The sequence below is a fragment of the Mycobacterium hippophais genome (genome assembly GCF_027529605.1).
GTDB classification, from domain to species: domain Bacteria; phylum Actinomycetota; class Actinomycetes; order Mycobacteriales; family Mycobacteriaceae; genus Mycobacterium; species Mycobacterium arseniciresistens.
This window is the reverse complement of sequence record NZ_JAPZPY010000003.1, coordinates 81297-97852: the sequence shown is the minus strand read 5'-3', so window position 1 is coordinate 97852 and position 16556 is coordinate 81297. Positions and strand designations below refer to the sequence as shown.

The window sequence follows — 16556 nt, the reverse complement described above, 5'->3', positions numbered from 1 at the left end:
TCAGGCGCTGGACCGGGCGACCGCGCGGCCGTCGGCCACCGCGTGGTAGTCGCCGATCCGGAAGTCGCGCATCTGTCGAAGATACTGCGTCGCGAATCCCGGGTACATCGACGCGTTGAACCCGTCCTCGGTGAGGTACCAGCTGGTGCACCCCGACATCCACGTGGTGGCGCCGAGCCGCTTCTGCATCCGCTCGTTGTAGCGGCGCTGGACGTCGCGGCGGACGTCGAGGTAGCGCCAGCCGCCGTCGAGGATGGTGGTGATGGCGCGAACCGCGTAGTCGATCTGGCCCTCGACGTACACCAGCAGCGAGTTGTGACCCGGCCCGGAGTTCGGGCCGGTCATGAAGAACAGGTTCGGGTAGCCGTGCGCGCTGGCGCTCTTGTAGGCCTGCGCGCCGCGCTTCCACTCGTCCTGCAGCGACCTGCCGCCGAGTCCGGTCACCGGATAGGGCGGTCCGGTCAGGTGCACGTCGTAGCCGGTGGCGAAGACGATGCAGTCGAGGTGGTGTTCGATCCCGTCGCTGGTGCGGATGCCGACGGGGCTCACCGTCGCGATCGGCCAGTCGATGAGCTTGCAGTTGTCGGCCTGCAGCGCCGGGTAGTAGTCGCTGGACATCAGCATCCGCTTGCAGCCCGGTGTGAAGTCGGGGGTGAGCTGGCGGCGCATCCACGGGTCCTTGACCTGGCGGTGCAGGTGGGCCTTGCCGAGCCGGGCCACCAGGGACGTCAGCGGCGAGTTCCACACCAGTGCCGTCGCGGTGGCCTCGTGCCCCCAGAACAGTGCCTGCCGCGCGAGTTGTTGGGTGGCAGGCACTTTGGCGAAGAGTTCCTGCACCACCGGCGGCACCGCGACGTCGAGCCGGGGCAGGACCCAGCCGGGGGTGCGCTGGAACACCTTGACGAAGGCGGCGCGTTTGACCAGTTCGGGCACGATCTGTACGGCACTCGCGCCGGTGCCGATCACCGCGACCCGCTTGCCGGTGAAGTCGTAGTCGTGGTCCCAGCGGGCGCTGTGGATGGTGTGGCCGCGGTAGGTGTCGAGGCCCCGGATGTCCGGCGGTTTGTGGTCGGGCAGCGGGCCCGATGCCAGCACGACGGTGCGGGCGCGGTACCTCTTGCGGCCCGCCATCACCGTCCACTCCCCTGCGGCCTCGTCGAAGTGCAGGCCGGTGACCTCGACGCCGAACCGGATGCGGCTGCGCAACCCCGAGTTGTCGACGAGTTCCTCGATGTGGCGGCAGATCTCGTCGGCCGGCGAGTAAGCCCGTGACCAGGCCGGGTTTGGGACGAACGAGAACGAGTAGAGCAGCGACGGGATGTCGCATGCCGCACCGGGATAGGTGTTGTCACGCCAGGTGCCGCCGACCCGGTCGCTGCGCTCGAGGATGACGAAGTCGGTGACGCCGGCCTCGCGGAGCTTGATGGCCGACCCGATGCCGGTGAAGCCGGCGCCGACGATCAGCGTGTCGTGAACCGTGGTGCGCGCCATGTCAGGCCGCCGGCTCGTAGGTCAGTTCCTTGAACCAGCTGGGGATCGGACGCAGCAGCTTGCGCGGGTACAGGTCGGACGCCCGCACCATCGGGTTGGCCAGCCAGTGGTACGGGTGGCGCGGATTGACCACCATCCGGCCGTGCAGTTTCAGGATCTGGTAGGTCGGCACCCGCCAGGTGAACTCGGCACGGCCACCGAGTTCCTTGAAGCGCTTCATCGCCTTGTACAGCCGCTCCGGTTCCAGCCCCATGTCGACGATGTTGTTGCGCATGCGGTTGAGCAGCGGGACGTACATGATCATGCCGATGACCAGTCCGGGGGTGGCGAAGCTGCCGACGAAGTCGACGGCCAGCTTGCGCGCCTTGGCATGGCCGATCATGTTGAGCACCTCGAAGTCCACCGCGATGTGCCGGGACTCGTCGTTGTTGATCTTCTCGAAGACCTTGTGACACACCGGGTCCTCGACCTCGTCGAGCAGGAACTTGAGCAGTGCGCCGTCGAGGGCCACCTCGAGCATCGGGATGACGGTGCCCAGCACCGACAGCGACATGTCGTCGGAATACTTGTCGAGCCACTCGATGACGAGCCTGATGTTCACGTTCGGCTCGGGCATCTCGCCGTCCTCGAGCATCCCCCACCGCTTCATCAGCGCGAGTTCGGCGTTGGCGTGCCGCTGCTCCTCGGCATGGAAGTACCGGTAGATCTCGGCGAGGGTGGGGGTGGGCGCCTTCTTGGCCAGTGCGGCGAAGCCGCGGGCGCCGACGTTCTCGATCCAGCACAGGTCGGCCATGAACGCCTTGAGCTTCGGCCGGAACTCGTCGCTGATGGTCTCGGCGCCGGGCGCGTCCCAGTCGATGTCGGCCAGCGCCCACTGCCGGTCCTTGATCTTGGCCAGCATCGCGTCCATGTCCATGCTCATCGGATGATCTCCTTGCTCTGCGTGGGGAGGTTGATGCGCGACACCAGGCCGACCGCGCGGGTGTAGACGCCCGGTGTCAGTCGTTTGACCGCCCAGCCCATCCGGGCGTCGAGCTGGGGCATGCAGTACAGACCGCCGCGGTCGTGGGTGTCGAGGCACTGCCGGGCCACCCGGGTCGCGGACATCCCGGTCCACCGCATCAGGGTCTCGGCGAGTCGTGTCGACTCGTCGGAGATCCGTCCCGCGGCGACGATGTTGGTCTTGACGAACGTCGGGCACAGCACGGTGACTTCGACACCGGTGCCGGACAATTCGGCGGCCAGTGTCTCCGACAGCGACAGCACCCCTGCCTTGCTGACGTTGTAGGCCGCCATCCCCGGCGCGGCGCCGAACGCGGCGGCGGATGCGACGTTGATGATGCCGCCGTAGCCGGCCTCGCGCAGCACCGGCGCGAAGACGTGGGAGCCGTGGATCGGCCCCCACAGGTTGATGCCGAGCGTCCACGACCAGTCCTCGAGTGACACCTCGCCGATCGGCGCGCCGCCCGCCCCGACACCGGCGTTGTTCACCACCAGCGTGGGTGGCGCGCCGAACCATGACTGTGCCTGCGCTGCAAGCTGTTCGACGTCGCCGACCGCCGACACGTCACAGCGCACGGCGATCGCGTCACCGCCCTGGTCGGTGATCGCGTCGACGGTGCGCTGCGCGGCGATCTCGTCGATGTCGGAGCACACCACCCGCCCACCGCGGTCGGCCAGCTCGACGGCGAACGCAGCGCCGATGCCGCTGCCCGCGCCGGTGATCACCGCCCGCGAGTCCCGGCTGCGCCTGTCGCCGAATCCGAACATCGTCATCCCACCTTCTCCGTATCCGTGTCGGCGTCGATCTGCGTGCTGCGCAACGCCGAGCCGATGAACCCGGCCGCGTACCGCATGGCGTGCACCGCCTCCGGAGACAGCAGGGTCACCGCGCTCATCGCGGCCGCCGCGCGTGACCGGCGGGACCCGCGCCGACGAATGCTGGAGTCGGCGGCCACTGTGGTGGCGGACATCGTTGTCACCCGACCGAGTCAACACCCAATGGTGACATTGGTCAATGACAACATTCTGCGTTGTCGACGTTGGTCGCACTTTCAGGAGCCGTTCAGGTTCGGCGGGTACTGTCGATTACATCAGCTAAGTAACCGTCCGACGTGCAGAGAGGGAGACATGGCGCGCACCGACAACGACACCTGGGACCTGGCTTCGAGCGTGGGGGCCACGGCAACCATGGTGGCCGCCGCCCGCGCCGTCGCGACCAGGGCCGACGATCCGGTTATCGACGATCCGTTCGCCGAGCCCCTGGTGCGTGCGGTCGGCGTCGAGTTCTTCACGAAGCTGGCCAGCGGTGAGCTGCAGCCCAGCGAACTCGACCCCGAGGCGACCGGCGGCGTCGGCAACATGGACCGGTTCGCCGACGGGATGGCCGCGCGTACGCGGTTCTTCGACGAGTTCTTCCTCGACGCCGCCCGCGCCGGCGTCCGGCAGGCCGTGATCCTGGCGGCGGGTCTGGACGCCCGCGCCTACCGGCTGCCGTGGCCGGCGGGCACCGTGGTGTTCGAGATCGACCAGCCCGAGGTCGTCGAGTTCAAGACCCGCACGATGGCCGACCTCGGGGCCGCCCCGAGCGCCGACCGGCGCACCGTGCCGGTGGACCTGCGCGACGACTGGGTCGGCGCACTGACCGCCGCGGGCTTCGACCGCACCGCGCCGACGGCCTGGATCGCCGAAGGACTGTTCGGCTACCTGCCGCCCGAGGCGCAGGACCGGCTGCTCGACCAGATCACCGAGTTGAGCCCCGCGGGCAGCCGCATCGCCGCCGAGGGTGTCGTCCACCAGGAGGACATCGACGAGGACGAGCTGCGGTCGAAGATGAAGGCCGTCTCCGACCAGTGGAGCAGGCACGGCTTCGATCTCGACTTCTCCGAGTTGGTGTACACCGGCGAGCGCGCCGAGGTGGCGGCCTACCTCGAGGGCAGCGGCTGGAGCGCCGAGAGCATCACCGCCACCGACCTTCTTGTGCGGGTCGGCCTGCCACCGGCCGACGGCGACAGCGCCAACTTCGCCGACATCCGTTACGTCTCCGCCGTCAGGTAGGGCCTCCGATGGCACGAACCGACTCCGACAGTTGGGATCTGGCGTCCAGTGTCGGCGCGACGGCGACCATGGTGGCCGCGGCACGCGCACTCGCCAGCCGCGAACCCGGCGCGCTGATCGACGACCCGTTCGCGGCGCCGCTGGTGCGCGCGGTCGGCGTCGACTTCTTCACCCGGCTGGTCGACGGCGACCTGGAACTGCCCGACGACACCGTCGAAGCCCGGGCCGCGTCGCAGGTGCTGACCGAGATCATGGCGGTGCGGACCAAGTTCTTCGACGACTTCTTCGTCGATTCGGCCGCGGCGGGGGTCCGTCAGGCGGTGATCCTGGCGTCCGGCCTGGATTCGCGGGCCTACCGGCTGGCGTGGCCCGACGGCACCGTCGTCTACGAGATCGACCAGCCGGAGGTGATCGCCTTCAAGACGCAGACATTGGCGGGTATCGGTGCGGAACCGGCCGCCCGCCACCGCCCCGTCGCCGTCGACCTCCGAGAGGACTGGCCTGCGGCCTTGCGCGCCGCGGGTTTCGACGACAGTGCACCGGCGGCCTGGAGCGCAGAGGGGCTGTTGCGCTATCTGCCACCCGACGCCCAGGACCGGCTGTTCGACGACATCACCGCCCTCAGCGCGCCCGGCAGCCGGCTGGCCACCGAGGACCACGCCGACGCGGGCGCCGGGATCGGCGAGAAGGCCGACCGGTTGGGCCGCCAGTGGCGAGACCACGGGTTCGACGTGAACCTGTCCCAGCTGTTCTATCCCGGTGAGCGGACACCGGTCGCCGACTATCTGCGCGAGCGCGGCTGGGACGTCGCTTCGCGCTCGCGGCCCGAGGTGTTCGCCGGGTACGGCCGCGAGTTCCCCGACAACGACGAACTGGCATCCCTACGGGAGTCGCTGGCCGTCACCGCAATCCGAGAAGAGGAGACAGCATGACCCGAACCGACGGTGACACCTGGGACCTCGCGTCCAGTGTCGGCGCCACGGCCACGTCGGTGGCCGCGTCACGCGCCCTGGCGTCGAAGGGCCCCGATGCCCTGATCGACGATCCCTACGCCGACGCGTTGGTCAAGGCCGTCGGACTCGAGGCGTTCGTCAAGGTGGCCGAGGGACAGGTGCACGTGCCCGGTGACCCGATCCTCGACCGCAGGCGCATGAGCGAGCAGATCGCTGTGCGCACACGGTTTTTCGACGACTTCTTCACCGACGCGTGCGCTTCGGGCGTGCGGCAGGCGGTGATCCTGGCGTCCGGTCTGGACACCCGCGCCTACCGGCTGGAGTGGCCGTCGGGCGCCGTGGTGTTCGAGATCGACCAGCCGCAGGTGATCGAGTTCAAGACCCGCGTGCTCGCCGACGCCGGCGCCACCCCGGCCGCCGACCGCCGCACCGTCGCCGTCGACCTCCGCGACGACTGGGCGCAGGCGTTGCGCGACAGCGGTTTCGACCCGCAGGTGCCGACGGCCTGGATCGCCGAGGGACTGCTGGTGTACCTGCCGCCCGACGCGCAGGACCGGTTGTTCGACCACATCACCGCACTCAGCGCGCCGGGCAGCCGGCTGGCCACCGAGCACATGGACACCACCGCACTGCCCGAGAACTGGGCCGCCGAGCTCACCGAGCGCGCGAAGCGGGTCGGCTCCGACATCGACCTTGCCGCGCTGTTCTACACCGGGGAGCGCACCCCCGCCGGTGTGTACCTCGCCGATCACGGCTGGCAGGTCAGCACGGTGTCGAGCACAGAGGCCTACGCCGCCAACGGGTTCGCGTTCCCCGAGGACGACCTGCTCAGGGTGTTCGGCGACTCGGGCTATCTGTCGGCCACCCTCACGACGTAGCGTGATCCACGTGGCACGTGCAGATGACGACAGCTGGGACCTGGCGTCCAGCGTGGGCGCGACGGCGACGATGGTGGCCGCAGGCCGGGCCGTCGCCAGCCGCGACCCGCGCGGACTGATCAACGACCCGTTCGCGGCTCCCCTGGTGCGGGCGGTGGGCATCGAGTTCTTCGCCAAGATCGCCGACGGCGAGTTGGACATGTCCGACCTCGACCCTGAGTCCGCGCCGCGGGTGCAGGCCAACATCGACGAGATGGCGGTGCGCACGAAGTTCTTCGACGACTTCTTCGAGGCGGCCACCGCCGGTGGGATCCGTCAGGCGGTGATCCTGGCGTCCGGCCTGGATTCGCGGGCCTACCGGCTGGCGTGGCCGGACGGCACCGTGGTCTACGAGATCGACCAGCCCGAGGTGATCGAGTTCAAGACCCGCACGCTGGAGGACATCGGTGCGGCGCCGACGGCGCAGCGCCGCACGGTCCCGATCGATCTGCGTGAGGACTGGCCGGCCGCGTTGCGGGCCGCCGGATTCGACGCCGGTGCGCCGACCGCGTGGTGCGCCGAGGGACTGCTGATCTATCTGCCGCCCGAGGCGCAGGACCGGTTGTTCGACGACATCGATGCACTGTCGGAGCCGGGCAGCGCCGTCGCCACCGAATTCGTCCCGGGGATGCGGGATTTCGACCCGGAGAAGGCGCGCGCGGCCACGGCGGAGTTCCGCAGGCAGGGTCTGGACATCGACATGCCGTCGCTGATCTACCACGGCGAACGGCAGAGCGCGGCGGAGTACCTGACGGCCAAGGGCTGGCGGATGGACAGCACGCCGCGGTCAGAGTTGTTCGCGCGCTACGGCCTTGTGGTTCCCGACCTCGGCGAGGACGACCCCATGGGCGAGATCGTCTACGTCAGCGGCCGCCGCTAGAAGCGGTGGTCCCCCAGCCACAACGCGTTCACCCCGGTCAACGACCGTTCGGCCTGGCCGAGCATCCCGACGACCGAACGGCCCACCAGCGCGCCGAGCGCGTCGGGCAGTGAGGCCGCGGCGGGCTGCGAGGACTGCCTCGGCCGCAGCATGTCCATCAGCGAGGACCCCGGATAGCCCACCAGGCGCACGTCGGCGTCGGCGTCAAGACCGGCGAGCACCTTGGCCCGGTTGATCGCGGTGCGCAGGCCGCCCAGTTCGTCGACCAGGCCGTGCTCCTTGGCGTCGGCGCCCGTCCACACCCGACCGCGGGCCACCGCCTCCACCGCCTCCTCCGACAGCTTGCGGCCCGCCGCGACGCGTTCGACGAAGTCGGTGTAGGACATGTCGGCCTCGGCGACGACCTGCGCGTGCTGCTCGTCGGTGAACGGGGCGTTCGGCGACCATGCATCGGCGTTGGCGTTGGTGCGCACCGAATCCGAGCCGACACCGAGGCGGTCCTTGAGTTCGCGCGCCACCAGCTTGCCGGTGATGACGCCGATCGACCCGGTGATGGTGCCGGGGTTCGCGACGATCGCGTCGGCGTCCATCGAGACGTAGTAGCCGCCGGACGCGGCCACCGCGCCCATCGAGGCGACCACCGGCGTGCCGCCGCGGCGCACCCGGACCACCTCGCGCCAGATCGTCTCCGACGCCGTCACCGATCCGCCGGGGCTGTCCACGCGCAGCACGATCGCCGACACCGAGTCGTCGGCGGCGGCCTCGCGCAACGCCGCGGCGATGGTGTCGCCGCCTGCGCTCGAGTTCCCCAGCGGTAGCAGCCCGGGGCCGCCACGCCCGCTGACGATCGGGCCGTCCAGCGTCACCACCGCGATGGTCGGCTTGGCCTTGCGGCCGGGGAGCGACGGGGTGGGGCGGGGCGCGGTGGCCCGCGCGTAGCGGGACAGGAACAGCCGCGGTGGGGCGTCAGGCCCGTCGGGATCGCCGGCCTCGGGCGAGATGTCTTCTGCGCCGGACAGTTCGGCGATCCGGGCGTAGGCCTTGTCGCGGAATCCGATCCGGTCCACCAGGCCGGCGGTGACGGCGGTGTCGCGCAGCAGTGGTGCCTTGTCGGCCAACGCGTCGATGCCCGCACGGTCGATGTGGCGCGACTCGGCGATCGCATCCCACACCTGCGACTTGATGCTCTCGATCAGCCGGCTGTCGGCCTCGCGGTGGGCGTCGGTGTAGCAGTCTTCGGTGAACACGTTGGCCGCCGACTTGTACTCGCCGAGCGCGATGAACTGCGCCTCGATGCCCGCCTTGTCCAGCGCGTCGCGCAGGAACATCGCGTTGGTCGCGAAACCGATCAGCCCGACGGTGCCCGACGGCTGCATCCACACCTCGCGGAACGCCGAGGCCAGGTAGTACGACAGTGTGGCGGGGTACGCCTCGGCCCAGGCCAGTGTCGGCTTGACGTCGCTGAACGCCGAGATCGCCTCGCGCAGCTCCTGCACCGGGCCCGCGGCCCAGACCGGGAACTGCACCCGCGCGATCAACCCGGCCACCCGGTCGTCCTCGGCCGCGCGGTGGATGGCGGCGACGACCTGGCGCAGTACCGGTGGACGCCCGCCGCCGGCGAGCATCGCGAGCGGATCGAATCCGTTGCTCTCCTTCGGCACCGACTGCAGATCGAGTTCGAGGATGCATCCGTCGGGAACGCCGTGGTGACGTGCGGTGTCGACGCGGCGGACGAGTCCGCGTAGGTCGTCGGGGCCGGGAATACCCGGGAGGAAAGCGGCCATATTGCGAGCGTACCGATTGCCCGGGACCGCCCGGTCGGCCTCGTACGGTGGTCGGGTGCGGTTCTCCATCGCGATACCTCAACTGGACCCCGACGGCTTCGACGCCGAGGGGGTGAGGGCCTTCCTGGCACGGGCGGAGGAATTGGGTTTCGAGGGCGGCTGGGTGCTGGAGCAGGCGGTCGGGCCGACACCGGTGCTGGCGCCGCTCGAGCTGCTCGCGTATGCCGCCGCCTGCACCACCCGGCTGCGGCTCGGGGTCGGGGTGATGCTCACGGCGCTGCATGATCCGCTGCAGTTGGCCGCTGCGGTGACGACCGTCGACCGGCTCAGTCACGGTCGGCTGGATCTCGGTGTGGCGGCGGGCGGCAAGCGACGCAGGTTCGAGGCGTTCGGCGTGGAGCGCGCCACCTTCGTCAGCAGCTTCACCGAAGGGCTCGAACTCATGAAGGCGGCCTGGTCCGACGAGCCGCGGGTGACGTTCCACGGCCGCTTCCGCGACGTCGACGACCTACCGATCCAGCCCAAGCCGGTGCAGCGGCCGCATCCGCCGATCTGGTTCGGCGCCAATGCCCCGAAGGCGCTCGCCCGGGCGGTGCGGCTCGGCGACGCCTTCCTGGGTGCCGGCTCGTCGACGACCGCGGCTTTCGCCGACGCCGTCCGCGTGGTGCGCCGCGAACTCGACGAACAACGTAGAGACGCCGGGCAGTTCACGATCGGCAAGCGGGTGTACCTCGCGGTCGACGACGACGCGGAGCGGGCGCGGGAACGCGTGCTGACCGGACTGCGCCGGATCTACGGCGGGATGGCGGGCATCGAGGACGTCCCGGTCGCGGGCACGCCGGACGACGTGGCGCGCGGCCTGTGTGAGGTGATCGACGCGGGGGCGCAGATGGTTCTGCTCAATCCCTTGGGCGCCGGCGTCGCCGAGGACCGTGAGCAGATGGAACGGCTTGCCGCTGAGGTTCTTCCACAGTTGCGCTGAATTCGGCGCGCGGTTGTCCACATCCTGCATTTACCGGTTCCGCGTGTCGTACCCCTCTGCCATAATCGAAAGTATGTTCGATCCGGCGCAGGCAAGCTTCGACCAAGTGCTGGCCGTCGCGCGTCCGGAGTCGGTCGAGGCGCGCGAACTGATCTCCGCTGTGGTGGCGGCGGCGCGCCGGGAGAACCAGCACGCCGCGGCCCGGTTGACCGCGATCGGTGAGCTGTACGCACTGCGGATGTCTGAGCGGGACGAGGTCAGCGACCAGTGGGCCGTAGACACCGAATCCGCCGTGGCGGTCGACGTCGCCGCCGCACTCAACATCGTCCACGACTGGGCCAAGAAACAGGTCAGCCTCGCCCGCGGCCTCCGGGAACGCCTACCGCTGGTCGCAGCGACCTTCCGCGCCGGTGATCTGAGTCTGCCCATCGTCGACACCCTGCTGCACCGCACCGATCTGATCACCGACCCCGCTATCCTGACCCACGTCGACGCCAAGCTCGCCGGCGCGGCGGCCCGGTTGGCGACACTGAGCTACGGACAGCTCTGCGGGCATGTCGACCGGATCATCGCCCGCGAGGACAGCGACGCGGTGCGGCGGCGCAAGAAGGCCGCAGATGAACGCGAGCTCTGGTTCCACGACGGCCTGGACGGCATGAGCACATTCGGTGGCGCCATGCCCATCACCGACGCCGAGATCTTCGAGCGAAGCGTCGACGCGATGGCCGACACGGTCTGCACCGACGACCCCCGCACCAGAAGGCAGCGCCGCGTCGATGCGATCGCCGCACTGTGCAGCGGCGCCGAGCGCCTGCCATGCCAGTGCGCCAATTCCGACTGCCCCAAGAAAAACGCGATCGCCGCCCCCTTCGTCATCCATGTCGTGAACGGCCCCGACGACCACGCCGACACCGAAGCCCAGCCCGCCGCCCAACCGGCCGAGAGCGCGGATTCCGGGCCCGCCGAGCCTGCCGAGCCCGCCGCCCAACCGGCCGAGCCTGCCGAGACCGATGCCGGCTCAGCCACTGCCGATGACTCGGTGGCGTCCCTGGTGCGCAACGGTGCGATCCTGCCGCCCGAACTGATCGCCGGCCTCGCCGAGCACGCCACGGTCCGGCCGCTCGTCCATCCCGGCGACGGCCCGCCCGAACCCCGCTACACCCCGTCCCGGAATCTGGCGGAGTTCGTGCGGTGCCGCGACATGGGCTGCCGATTCCCGGGTTGCGACGTGCCGGCCTGGGAGGCCGACATCGACCACACCGTCCCCTACAGCCAAGGCGGGCCGACCCAGGCGTCGAACCTCAAATGCCTCTGCCGCCTACATCATCTGATCAAAACGTTCTGGGGCTGGCGCGATCAACAACACCGCGACGGGACGGTCATCTGGACCAGTCCGGCGGGTCAGACCTACACCACCACACCCGGAGCGGCGCTGCTGTTTCCCTACCTATGCACTCCGACGGCCGCCGCCGTCCGACGCGTCACCCAAGACGACCAACGGGGTGAGCGCACCGCGATGATGCCCAAACGCCAACGCACCCGAGCCCAGAACAAAGCCGCCCGCATCGCCGCGGAACGCCAACAGAACCGCGAACACCGCGAAGCCCGCCGCCGCGCCCGCCGACAAGCACTCGACGCACTGTTCGCCGCCAAGCCACCACCACAACCCGGCGACGAACCACCACCCTTCTAGCGACACCGCGGCAGCGCACCGCCGACGCCATCACACGTCGGTGGTATCCGCATGCGCGGAGCTGCCGGAATCCCGCTCCGCCGCGCATGCGGTGCCATATTCTGCCGTCAAGGCGGGAGGTCAACATGGTGCTCAAGGTCGCGGTATCACCGGACGACATTCACGGCGACGCCGACGAGGGCTACGGCAAGGTGGCCGACGCCTTCCGCGCCAACTTCGCCGCCCGAGAAGAGATCGGCGCCGCCGTCGCCGTCTACCGCGACGGCGTCAAAGTGGTCGACATGTGGGGCGGCTACCGCAACGGCCTCACGAAGCAGCCGTGGCAGCGCGACACCATCGTCAACATGTTCTCCACGACCAAAGGCATTGCGGCGCTGACGACTGCGGCCGCAGTGTCGAAGGGCCTGTTCTCCTACGACGACCGGGTCGCCGACCTCTGGCCCGAATTCGCGCAGGCCGGCAAGGCCGACATCACGGTGCGTCAACTCCTCGCCCACCAGGCCGGTCTCTGCGCCCTGACCCCGGCACCCACACTCGCCGATGTCGCCGACACCCAGCGCCTCTCGGCGATGCTAGCGGCCCAGAAGCCCGCCTGGGTTCCGGGGACCCGGCACGGCTATCACGCCATCACCCTGGGGTGGTACCAGTCCGAGTTGATCCGCCGCACCGACCCGGCCGGCCGCACGCTCGGCCGGTTCCTCGCCGACGAGATCGCCACACCGATGGGCCTCGACCTTCACATCGGACTTCCGGACACCGTCAGCGCCGACCGGATCGCCCTCGTGCACTACTGGAAACGATGGGAGACGCTGCTGCACATGAACGTGATGCCGCCGGGGTTCCTCGCGACGTCGCTCAACCCGGTCGGCCTGACGGCGCGAACGGTCGGTGTCCCCAGGGACATCAACCCCTTCGACGGCGCGTACAACCGCCCGGACGTGCGGGCCGTCGAGATCCCGTCCGTCAACGGCCACGGCACCGCCGATTCCATTGCCCGGCTCTACGGTGACGCGGCCACCGGCGGCGCCGAGCTCGGCTTCGACACCGACACATTCGACGCACTGCAGGCGGACGCCGTACCGCCGAGCAAGGGAATGAGCGACAGGGTAATCCACGTCGACGCGTCCTACTCACTCGGATTCTGCAAGCCGATCCCACCGCATCTCGCCTTCGGCTCGTCAGAGAAGGCCTTCGGCACGCCCGGATTCGGCGGCTCCTTCGGTTTCGCCGATCCCGACACCGCTACCGGATTCGCATACGTGATGAACCGGCAGGGGTTCCATCTCTACAGCGACCCGCGGGAACTCGCGATCCGCCAGGCGCTCTTCCGTGACGTACTGAAGACGCGTCCGCAGACCTAGCGGCCCGTGATGCGGCGATGCTGGGGGCAGTAGACAGCCACCGACGCCCGCATGAAGCCGACCGCCTCCTCACGGGTCATGTTGCTGTTCTCCAGTGTGGACACCACGCCGCGCACCACCGGCGCCGGGTTCGGATTGGCGGCCAGCTGCTGGGTGATCGCGTCGCAGACGGCGCGCCCCATCGCCGGGATGTCGGTTCCCGGTGCGGCCTTCAGGCCCATCTCGGTGATCACCTTCTGGAACCGCTCGTCGTTGGTGTCGGCGTGGGCGGTCGCTGCACCACCGCACATGGCGATGCCGGCGACGGCTACCGCTACGGCGGCAGAACGGAAGTACCGGATCATGGCCTGCTCCTCGGTTCGCAGTCGCTGTGTGATCGCGCCGGCGTCGTGCAACGTTACGTCAACGACAAAGGCCCCGCACGCGGGAAGCGTGCGGGGCCTCTGTTCGATGCTTAAAGCTCGGTCGCCGATCCGCCTGCGGCGGTGATCTTCTCGCGAGCGCTACCGCTGAACTTGTGGGCGCTGATATTGACGCTGACTGACACCTTGCCGTCGCCCAGCACCTTCACCAGCGTGTTCTTGCGCACCGCACCGGCCGCCACGAGCTCGTCGAGGCCGATGTCGCCGCCCTTGGGGAACAGCCGGTCGAGATCGCCGACGTTCACCACCTCATACGAAGTGCGGAAGCGGTTCTTGAAGCCCTTGAGCTTCGGCAGCCGCATGTGGATCGGCATCTGGCCGCCCTCGAACGTCGCCGGGACGTTCTTGCGGGCCTTGGTGCCCTTGGTGCCACGGCCTGCGGTCTTGCCCTTGGAGCCCTCGCCGCGACCGACGCGCTGCTTGGCCTTCTTCTCGCCGGGTGCCGGCCTCAGGTCATGGAGCTTGATCGGTGTCATTCTCAGACCTCCTCTACGTCAACGAGGTGGTGCACGGTCTTGATGAGTCCGCGGGTCTGCTCGTTGTCCTCACGGACCACCGACTGGCGGATCTTCCGCAAGCCGAGTGTGCGCAGACTCTCCCGCTGGTTCCAGCGCGCACCGATGGTGCCGCGCACCTGGGTGATCTTCAGTTCAGCCATGTCATGACGACCCTTCACGTGCAGCCGACGCGGCCAGCGCGTCAGCCTCACGACGGTGCCGCAACATGCTGGCCGGGGCGACATCCTCGATGGGCAGCCCGCGTCGGGCGGCCACCTCTTCCGGACGCTGCAGCATCTTCAGCGCGGCAACGGTGGCGTGCACCACGTTGATCGCGTTGTCGCTGCCCAGCGACTTGGCCAGGATGTCGTGCACGCCGGCGCATTCCAGCACCGCACGGCACGCACCACCGGCGATCACACCGGTACCGGGGCTGGCCGGACGCAGCATCACCACGCCTGCGGCCGCCTCACCCTGCACCGGATGCGTGACGGTGCCACCGATCAGCGGCACGCGGAAGAAGCCCTTGCGAGCCTCCTCGACGCCCTTGGCGATCGCGGCGGGCACCTCTTTGGCCTTGCCGTAACCGACGCCGACCATGCCCTTGCCGTCACCGACGATGACCAGGGCGGTGAAGCTGAAACGCCGACCACCCTTGACCACCTTGGAAACCCGGTTGATCGCGACGACGCGCTCCAGGTAGTTGCTCTTGTCGCCACCGTCGCGTCCGCCGCGTCCACCGCGGTCGTCACGACGACCCCGGTTGTCGCCGCGATTGTCGCGGGAGCCTCGCTGGTCGGACGTCGCCGGCCCGGCCGCTCCTGCTGCCTGCTCGGCCATCATGCAGTCCTTCCGTTGCTAACAATCATCAGAACGTGAGCCCGCCTTCGCGAGCCGCATCGGCGAGCGATGCGATCCGTCCGCCGTAGGTGTATCCGCCGCGGTCGAACACGACCTTGTCGATACCCGCGGCCTTGGCGCGCTCCGCGATCAGCTGACCGACGCGAACGCTGTGGGCCTTCTTGTCGCCGTCCACCGCCCGCACGTCGGCCTCGATGGACGAGGCCGCCGCCAGGGTGGTGCCGGTGAGGTCGTCGACCAGCTGCACGTGGATGTGCCGCGAGGAGCGGTGCACGACCAGGCGCGGCACGTCGGCGGTGCCGGCGACCTTCTTCCGCAGCCGCGCGTGCCGACGCAGTCGCGACGTCCGGCGGGTCTGGGAGATGTTCTGCCCCACGGGCTTGCGCGTGGTGGGGGCTTCTGTCTTCGCAGTAGCCATCTCTACTTACCTGTCTTTCCGACCTTGCGGCGGATCTGCTCACCTTCGTAGCGGATCCCCTTGCCCTTATAGGGATCGCTCTTGCGCAGGCGGCGGATGTTGGCCGCGATCTGGCCGACCTTCTGCTTGTCGATGCCCGAGATCGAGAACTTCGTCGGCGTCTCCACCGCGAAGGTCACACCCTCGGGCGCGTTGATGATGACGGGGTGGCTGTATCCCAGCGCGAACTCCAGCGTGTTGCCCTTGAGCACCACGCGGTAGCCGACGCCGAAGATCTCCATCTTGGTGGTGTACCCCTCGGTGACACCGGTGACCAGGTTGGCCACCAACGTCCGCGAGAGCCCGTGCAGCGAGCGGTTGCGCCGCTCGTCGTTGGGGCGGGTCACCACGATGGCGCCGTCGTCCTGTGAAACCTTGATCGGCTCGGCCAGGGCCACGGCCAGGGTGCCCTTGGGCCCCTTCACCGAGACGTTCTGACCGTCGATGGTCACATCGACCCCGTTGGGGATGGTGACCGGTTGCTTACCAATGCGCGACATGATTCAGTTCCCCCTCACCACACGTAGGCGAGGACTTCGCCGCCCACGCCGCTTCGCGCTGCCTGGCGGTCGGTGAGCAGGCCCGACGACGTGGAGATGATCGCCACGCCCAGGCCGCCGAGCACCCGGGGCAGGTTGGTTGACTTCGCGTACACCCGCAGGCCGGGCTTGGACACCCGGCGCAGACCCGCGATGCTCCGCTCGCGGCTCGGGCCGTACTTGAGCTGCACCACAAGGGATTTGCCGACGCGGGCATCCTCGGTGCGGAAATCGGAGATGTAACCCTGCTCCTTGAGGATCTCGGCGATGTTGGCCTTGATCTTCGAGTGGGGCAGTGTCACCTCGTCGTGGTACGCCGAATTGGCGTTGCGCAGACGTGTCAAGAAGTCTGCGATCGGGTCCGTCATTGTCATGACAGCCGGTTCACCTTCCTCGCGGCGGTTCCCACTGTGGTCAGTTCCATCGGGGGCCTACCGCAACCTGTTTGGATTGGTCTGATTTGAAAGCCGGCTTACCAGCTGGACTTCTGCACACCGGGCAGCTCACCCGCGTGCGCCATTTCGCGCAGGCAGATGCGGCACAGCCCGAACTTGCGGAACACCGCGTGGGGACGGCCGCACCGCTGGCAGCGGGTGTAACCCCGCACCTTGAACTTGGGCTTCTTGTTGGCCTTGTTGACCAGCGCCTTCTTTGCCATCTGC

The 16556-nt window shown here is 68.9% G+C and carries 20 protein-coding genes; 7 read left to right on the top strand and 13 right to left on the bottom strand.

Annotated elements, in window-relative coordinates; translation table 11 throughout:
* Genes O6P37_RS09030 through O6P37_RS09015 form a run of 4 tightly spaced genes read right to left on the bottom strand, consistent with a single transcriptional unit; the run spans position 1 to position 3473 of the window.
* Positions 1–1491, bottom strand: a complete 1491-nt coding sequence (locus O6P37_RS09030; protein ID WP_269893747.1) for a flavin-containing monooxygenase — start codon at positions 1489–1491, stop codon at positions 1–3.
* A gap of 1 nt (position 1492) precedes the next feature.
* Positions 1493–2413 carry a ferritin-like domain-containing protein gene (locus O6P37_RS09025; RefSeq protein ID WP_269893746.1) on the bottom strand — a complete coding sequence of 307 codons (921 nt, stop codon included), beginning with the start codon at positions 2411–2413 and terminating at the stop codon, positions 1493–1495.
* On the bottom strand, positions 2410–3261 hold the full coding sequence (locus tag O6P37_RS09020; RefSeq protein WP_269894146.1) for an SDR family NAD(P)-dependent oxidoreductase: 852 nt from the start codon (positions 3259–3261) through the stop codon (positions 2410–2412). The genes O6P37_RS09025 and O6P37_RS09020 overlap by 4 nt, the downstream gene beginning before the upstream one ends.
* A gap of 2 nt (positions 3262–3263) precedes the next feature.
* Positions 3264–3473, bottom strand: coding sequence for a hypothetical protein (locus O6P37_RS09015; protein WP_269893745.1), 210 nt, complete (start codon positions 3471–3473; stop codon positions 3264–3266).
* 148 nt (positions 3474–3621) lie between these two features.
* Here O6P37_RS09015 and O6P37_RS09010 point away from each other — a divergent pair, with 148 nt between their 5' ends.
* From O6P37_RS09010 to O6P37_RS08995, 4 genes are read left to right on the top strand one after another with little or no spacing between them, the layout of a single operon-like run.
* Positions 3622–4548, top strand: coding sequence for a class I SAM-dependent methyltransferase (locus O6P37_RS09010; RefSeq protein ID WP_269893744.1), 927 nt, complete (start codon positions 3622–3624; stop codon positions 4546–4548).
* Positions 4549–4556: 8 nt separating this feature from the next.
* On the top strand, positions 4557–5480 hold the full coding sequence (locus O6P37_RS09005; RefSeq protein ID WP_269893743.1) for a class I SAM-dependent methyltransferase: 924 nt from the start codon (positions 4557–4559) through the stop codon (positions 5478–5480).
* Positions 5477–6379: a class I SAM-dependent methyltransferase gene (locus tag O6P37_RS09000; protein ID WP_269893742.1), complete on the top strand. Its 903-nt coding sequence runs from the start codon at positions 5477–5479 to the stop codon at positions 6377–6379. The genes O6P37_RS09005 and O6P37_RS09000 overlap by 4 nt, the downstream gene beginning before the upstream one ends.
* A gap of 10 nt (positions 6380–6389) precedes the next feature.
* Positions 6390–7298, top strand: a complete 909-nt coding sequence (locus O6P37_RS08995; RefSeq protein ID WP_269893741.1) for a class I SAM-dependent methyltransferase — start codon at positions 6390–6392, stop codon at positions 7296–7298.
* Here O6P37_RS08995 and sppA read toward each other — a convergent pair.
* On the bottom strand, positions 7295–9082 hold the full coding sequence (gene sppA / locus O6P37_RS08990; RefSeq protein WP_269893740.1) for a signal peptide peptidase SppA: 1788 nt from the start codon (positions 9080–9082) through the stop codon (positions 7295–7297). The two genes, O6P37_RS08995 and sppA, sit on opposite strands and share 4 nt — an antisense overlap.
* Before the next feature lie 55 nt (positions 9083–9137).
* Here sppA and O6P37_RS08985 point away from each other — a divergent pair, with 55 nt between their 5' ends.
* From O6P37_RS08985 to O6P37_RS08975, 3 genes are all read left to right on the top strand, one after another.
* A complete protein-coding gene (locus O6P37_RS08985) occupies positions 9138–10064 on the top strand; it encodes an LLM class flavin-dependent oxidoreductase (RefSeq protein ID WP_269893739.1) in 927 nt (308 codons plus the stop codon).
* A gap of 73 nt (positions 10065–10137) precedes the next feature.
* Entirely contained in the window at positions 10138–11757 is a 1620-nt protein-coding gene (locus O6P37_RS08980; RefSeq protein WP_269893738.1) for an HNH endonuclease signature motif containing protein, read from the top strand.
* A 125-nt stretch (positions 11758–11882) separates the two neighbouring features.
* Positions 11883–13118, top strand: a complete 1236-nt coding sequence (locus tag O6P37_RS08975) for a serine hydrolase domain-containing protein (RefSeq protein WP_269893737.1) — start codon at positions 11883–11885, stop codon at positions 13116–13118.
* Here the strand turns inward: O6P37_RS08975 and O6P37_RS08970 are convergent.
* The 8 genes from O6P37_RS08970 to O6P37_RS08935 form a co-directional block, all read right to left on the bottom strand.
* On the bottom strand, positions 13115–13462 hold the full coding sequence (locus O6P37_RS08970; RefSeq protein ID WP_269893736.1) for a DUF732 domain-containing protein: 348 nt from the start codon (positions 13460–13462) through the stop codon (positions 13115–13117). The genes O6P37_RS08975 and O6P37_RS08970 overlap by 4 nt on opposite strands.
* A gap of 110 nt (positions 13463–13572) precedes the next feature.
* The gene (gene rplO, locus O6P37_RS08965; RefSeq protein ID WP_269893735.1) at positions 13573–14016 is read right to left on the bottom strand and encodes a 50S ribosomal protein L15; all 444 of its coding nucleotides are present in this window, start codon (positions 14014–14016) and stop codon (positions 13573–13575) included.
* A gap of 2 nt (positions 14017–14018) precedes the next feature.
* A complete protein-coding gene (rpmD, locus tag O6P37_RS08960) occupies positions 14019–14198 on the bottom strand; it encodes a 50S ribosomal protein L30 (RefSeq protein ID WP_269893734.1) in 180 nt (59 codons plus the stop codon).
* 1 nt (position 14199) lies between these two features.
* Positions 14200–14877 (bottom strand): 30S ribosomal protein S5, encoded by a 678-nt coding sequence (gene rpsE / locus O6P37_RS08955; protein WP_269893733.1) that lies wholly within the window; start codon positions 14875–14877, stop codon positions 14200–14202.
* 28 nt (positions 14878–14905) lie between these two features.
* Entirely contained in the window at positions 14906–15316 is a 411-nt protein-coding gene (rplR, locus tag O6P37_RS08950) for a 50S ribosomal protein L18 (RefSeq protein ID WP_276008208.1), read from the bottom strand.
* Between the two features lie 2 nt (positions 15317–15318).
* On the bottom strand, positions 15319–15855 hold the full coding sequence (rplF, locus tag O6P37_RS08945; RefSeq protein WP_269893732.1) for a 50S ribosomal protein L6: 537 nt from the start codon (positions 15853–15855) through the stop codon (positions 15319–15321).
* Positions 15856–15869: 14 nt separating this feature from the next.
* Positions 15870–16268 (bottom strand): 30S ribosomal protein S8, encoded by a 399-nt coding sequence (gene rpsH, locus O6P37_RS08940; protein ID WP_264011091.1) that lies wholly within the window; start codon positions 16266–16268, stop codon positions 15870–15872.
* 98 nt (positions 16269–16366) lie between these two features.
* Positions 16367–16552, bottom strand: coding sequence for a type Z 30S ribosomal protein S14 (locus O6P37_RS08935; RefSeq protein WP_011558444.1), 186 nt, complete (start codon positions 16550–16552; stop codon positions 16367–16369).
* Positions 16553–16556 lie beyond the last annotated feature (4 nt).

Coding starts and splice junctions, on each gene's coding strand:
- O6P37_RS09030 (WP_269893747.1), bottom strand. CDS start 1,491: ATGGCGCGCACCACGGTTCACGACACGCTGATCGTCGGCGCCGGCTTC.
- O6P37_RS09025 (WP_269893746.1), bottom strand. CDS start 2,413: ATGAGCATGGACATGGACGCGATGCTGGCCAAGATCAAGGACCGGCAG.
- O6P37_RS09020 (WP_269894146.1), bottom strand. CDS start 3,261: ATGTTCGGATTCGGCGACAGGCGCAGCCGGGACTCGCGGGCGGTGATC.
- O6P37_RS09010 (WP_269893744.1), top strand. CDS start 3,622: ATGGCGCGCACCGACAACGACACCTGGGACCTGGCTTCGAGCGTGGGG.
- O6P37_RS09005 (WP_269893743.1), top strand. CDS start 4,557: ATGGCACGAACCGACTCCGACAGTTGGGATCTGGCGTCCAGTGTCGGC.
- O6P37_RS09000 (WP_269893742.1), top strand. CDS start 5,477: ATGACCCGAACCGACGGTGACACCTGGGACCTCGCGTCCAGTGTCGGC.
- sppA (WP_269893740.1), bottom strand. CDS start 9,082: ATGGCCGCTTTCCTCCCGGGTATTCCCGGCCCCGACGACCTACGCGGA.
- O6P37_RS08980 (WP_269893738.1), top strand. CDS start 10,138: ATGTTCGATCCGGCGCAGGCAAGCTTCGACCAAGTGCTGGCCGTCGCG.
- O6P37_RS08975 (WP_269893737.1), top strand. CDS start 11,883: ATGGTGCTCAAGGTCGCGGTATCACCGGACGACATTCACGGCGACGCC.
- O6P37_RS08970 (WP_269893736.1), bottom strand. CDS start 13,462: ATGATCCGGTACTTCCGTTCTGCCGCCGTAGCGGTAGCCGTCGCCGGC.
- rplO (WP_269893735.1), bottom strand. CDS start 14,016: ATGACACCGATCAAGCTCCATGACCTGAGGCCGGCACCCGGCGAGAAG.
- rpmD (WP_269893734.1), bottom strand. CDS start 14,198: ATGGCTGAACTGAAGATCACCCAGGTGCGCGGCACCATCGGTGCGCGC.
- rpsE (WP_269893733.1), bottom strand. CDS start 14,877: ATGGCCGAGCAGGCAGCAGGAGCGGCCGGGCCGGCGACGTCCGACCAG.
- rplR (WP_276008208.1), bottom strand. CDS start 15,316: ATGGCTACTGCGAAGACAGAAGCCCCCACCACGCGCAAGCCCGTGGGG.
- rplF (WP_269893732.1), bottom strand. CDS start 15,855: ATGTCGCGCATTGGTAAGCAACCGGTCACCATCCCCAACGGGGTCGAT.
- rpsH (WP_264011091.1), bottom strand. CDS start 16,268: ATGACAATGACGGACCCGATCGCAGACTTCTTGACACGTCTGCGCAAC.
- O6P37_RS08935 (WP_011558444.1), bottom strand. CDS start 16,552: ATGGCAAAGAAGGCGCTGGTCAACAAGGCCAACAAGAAGCCCAAGTTC.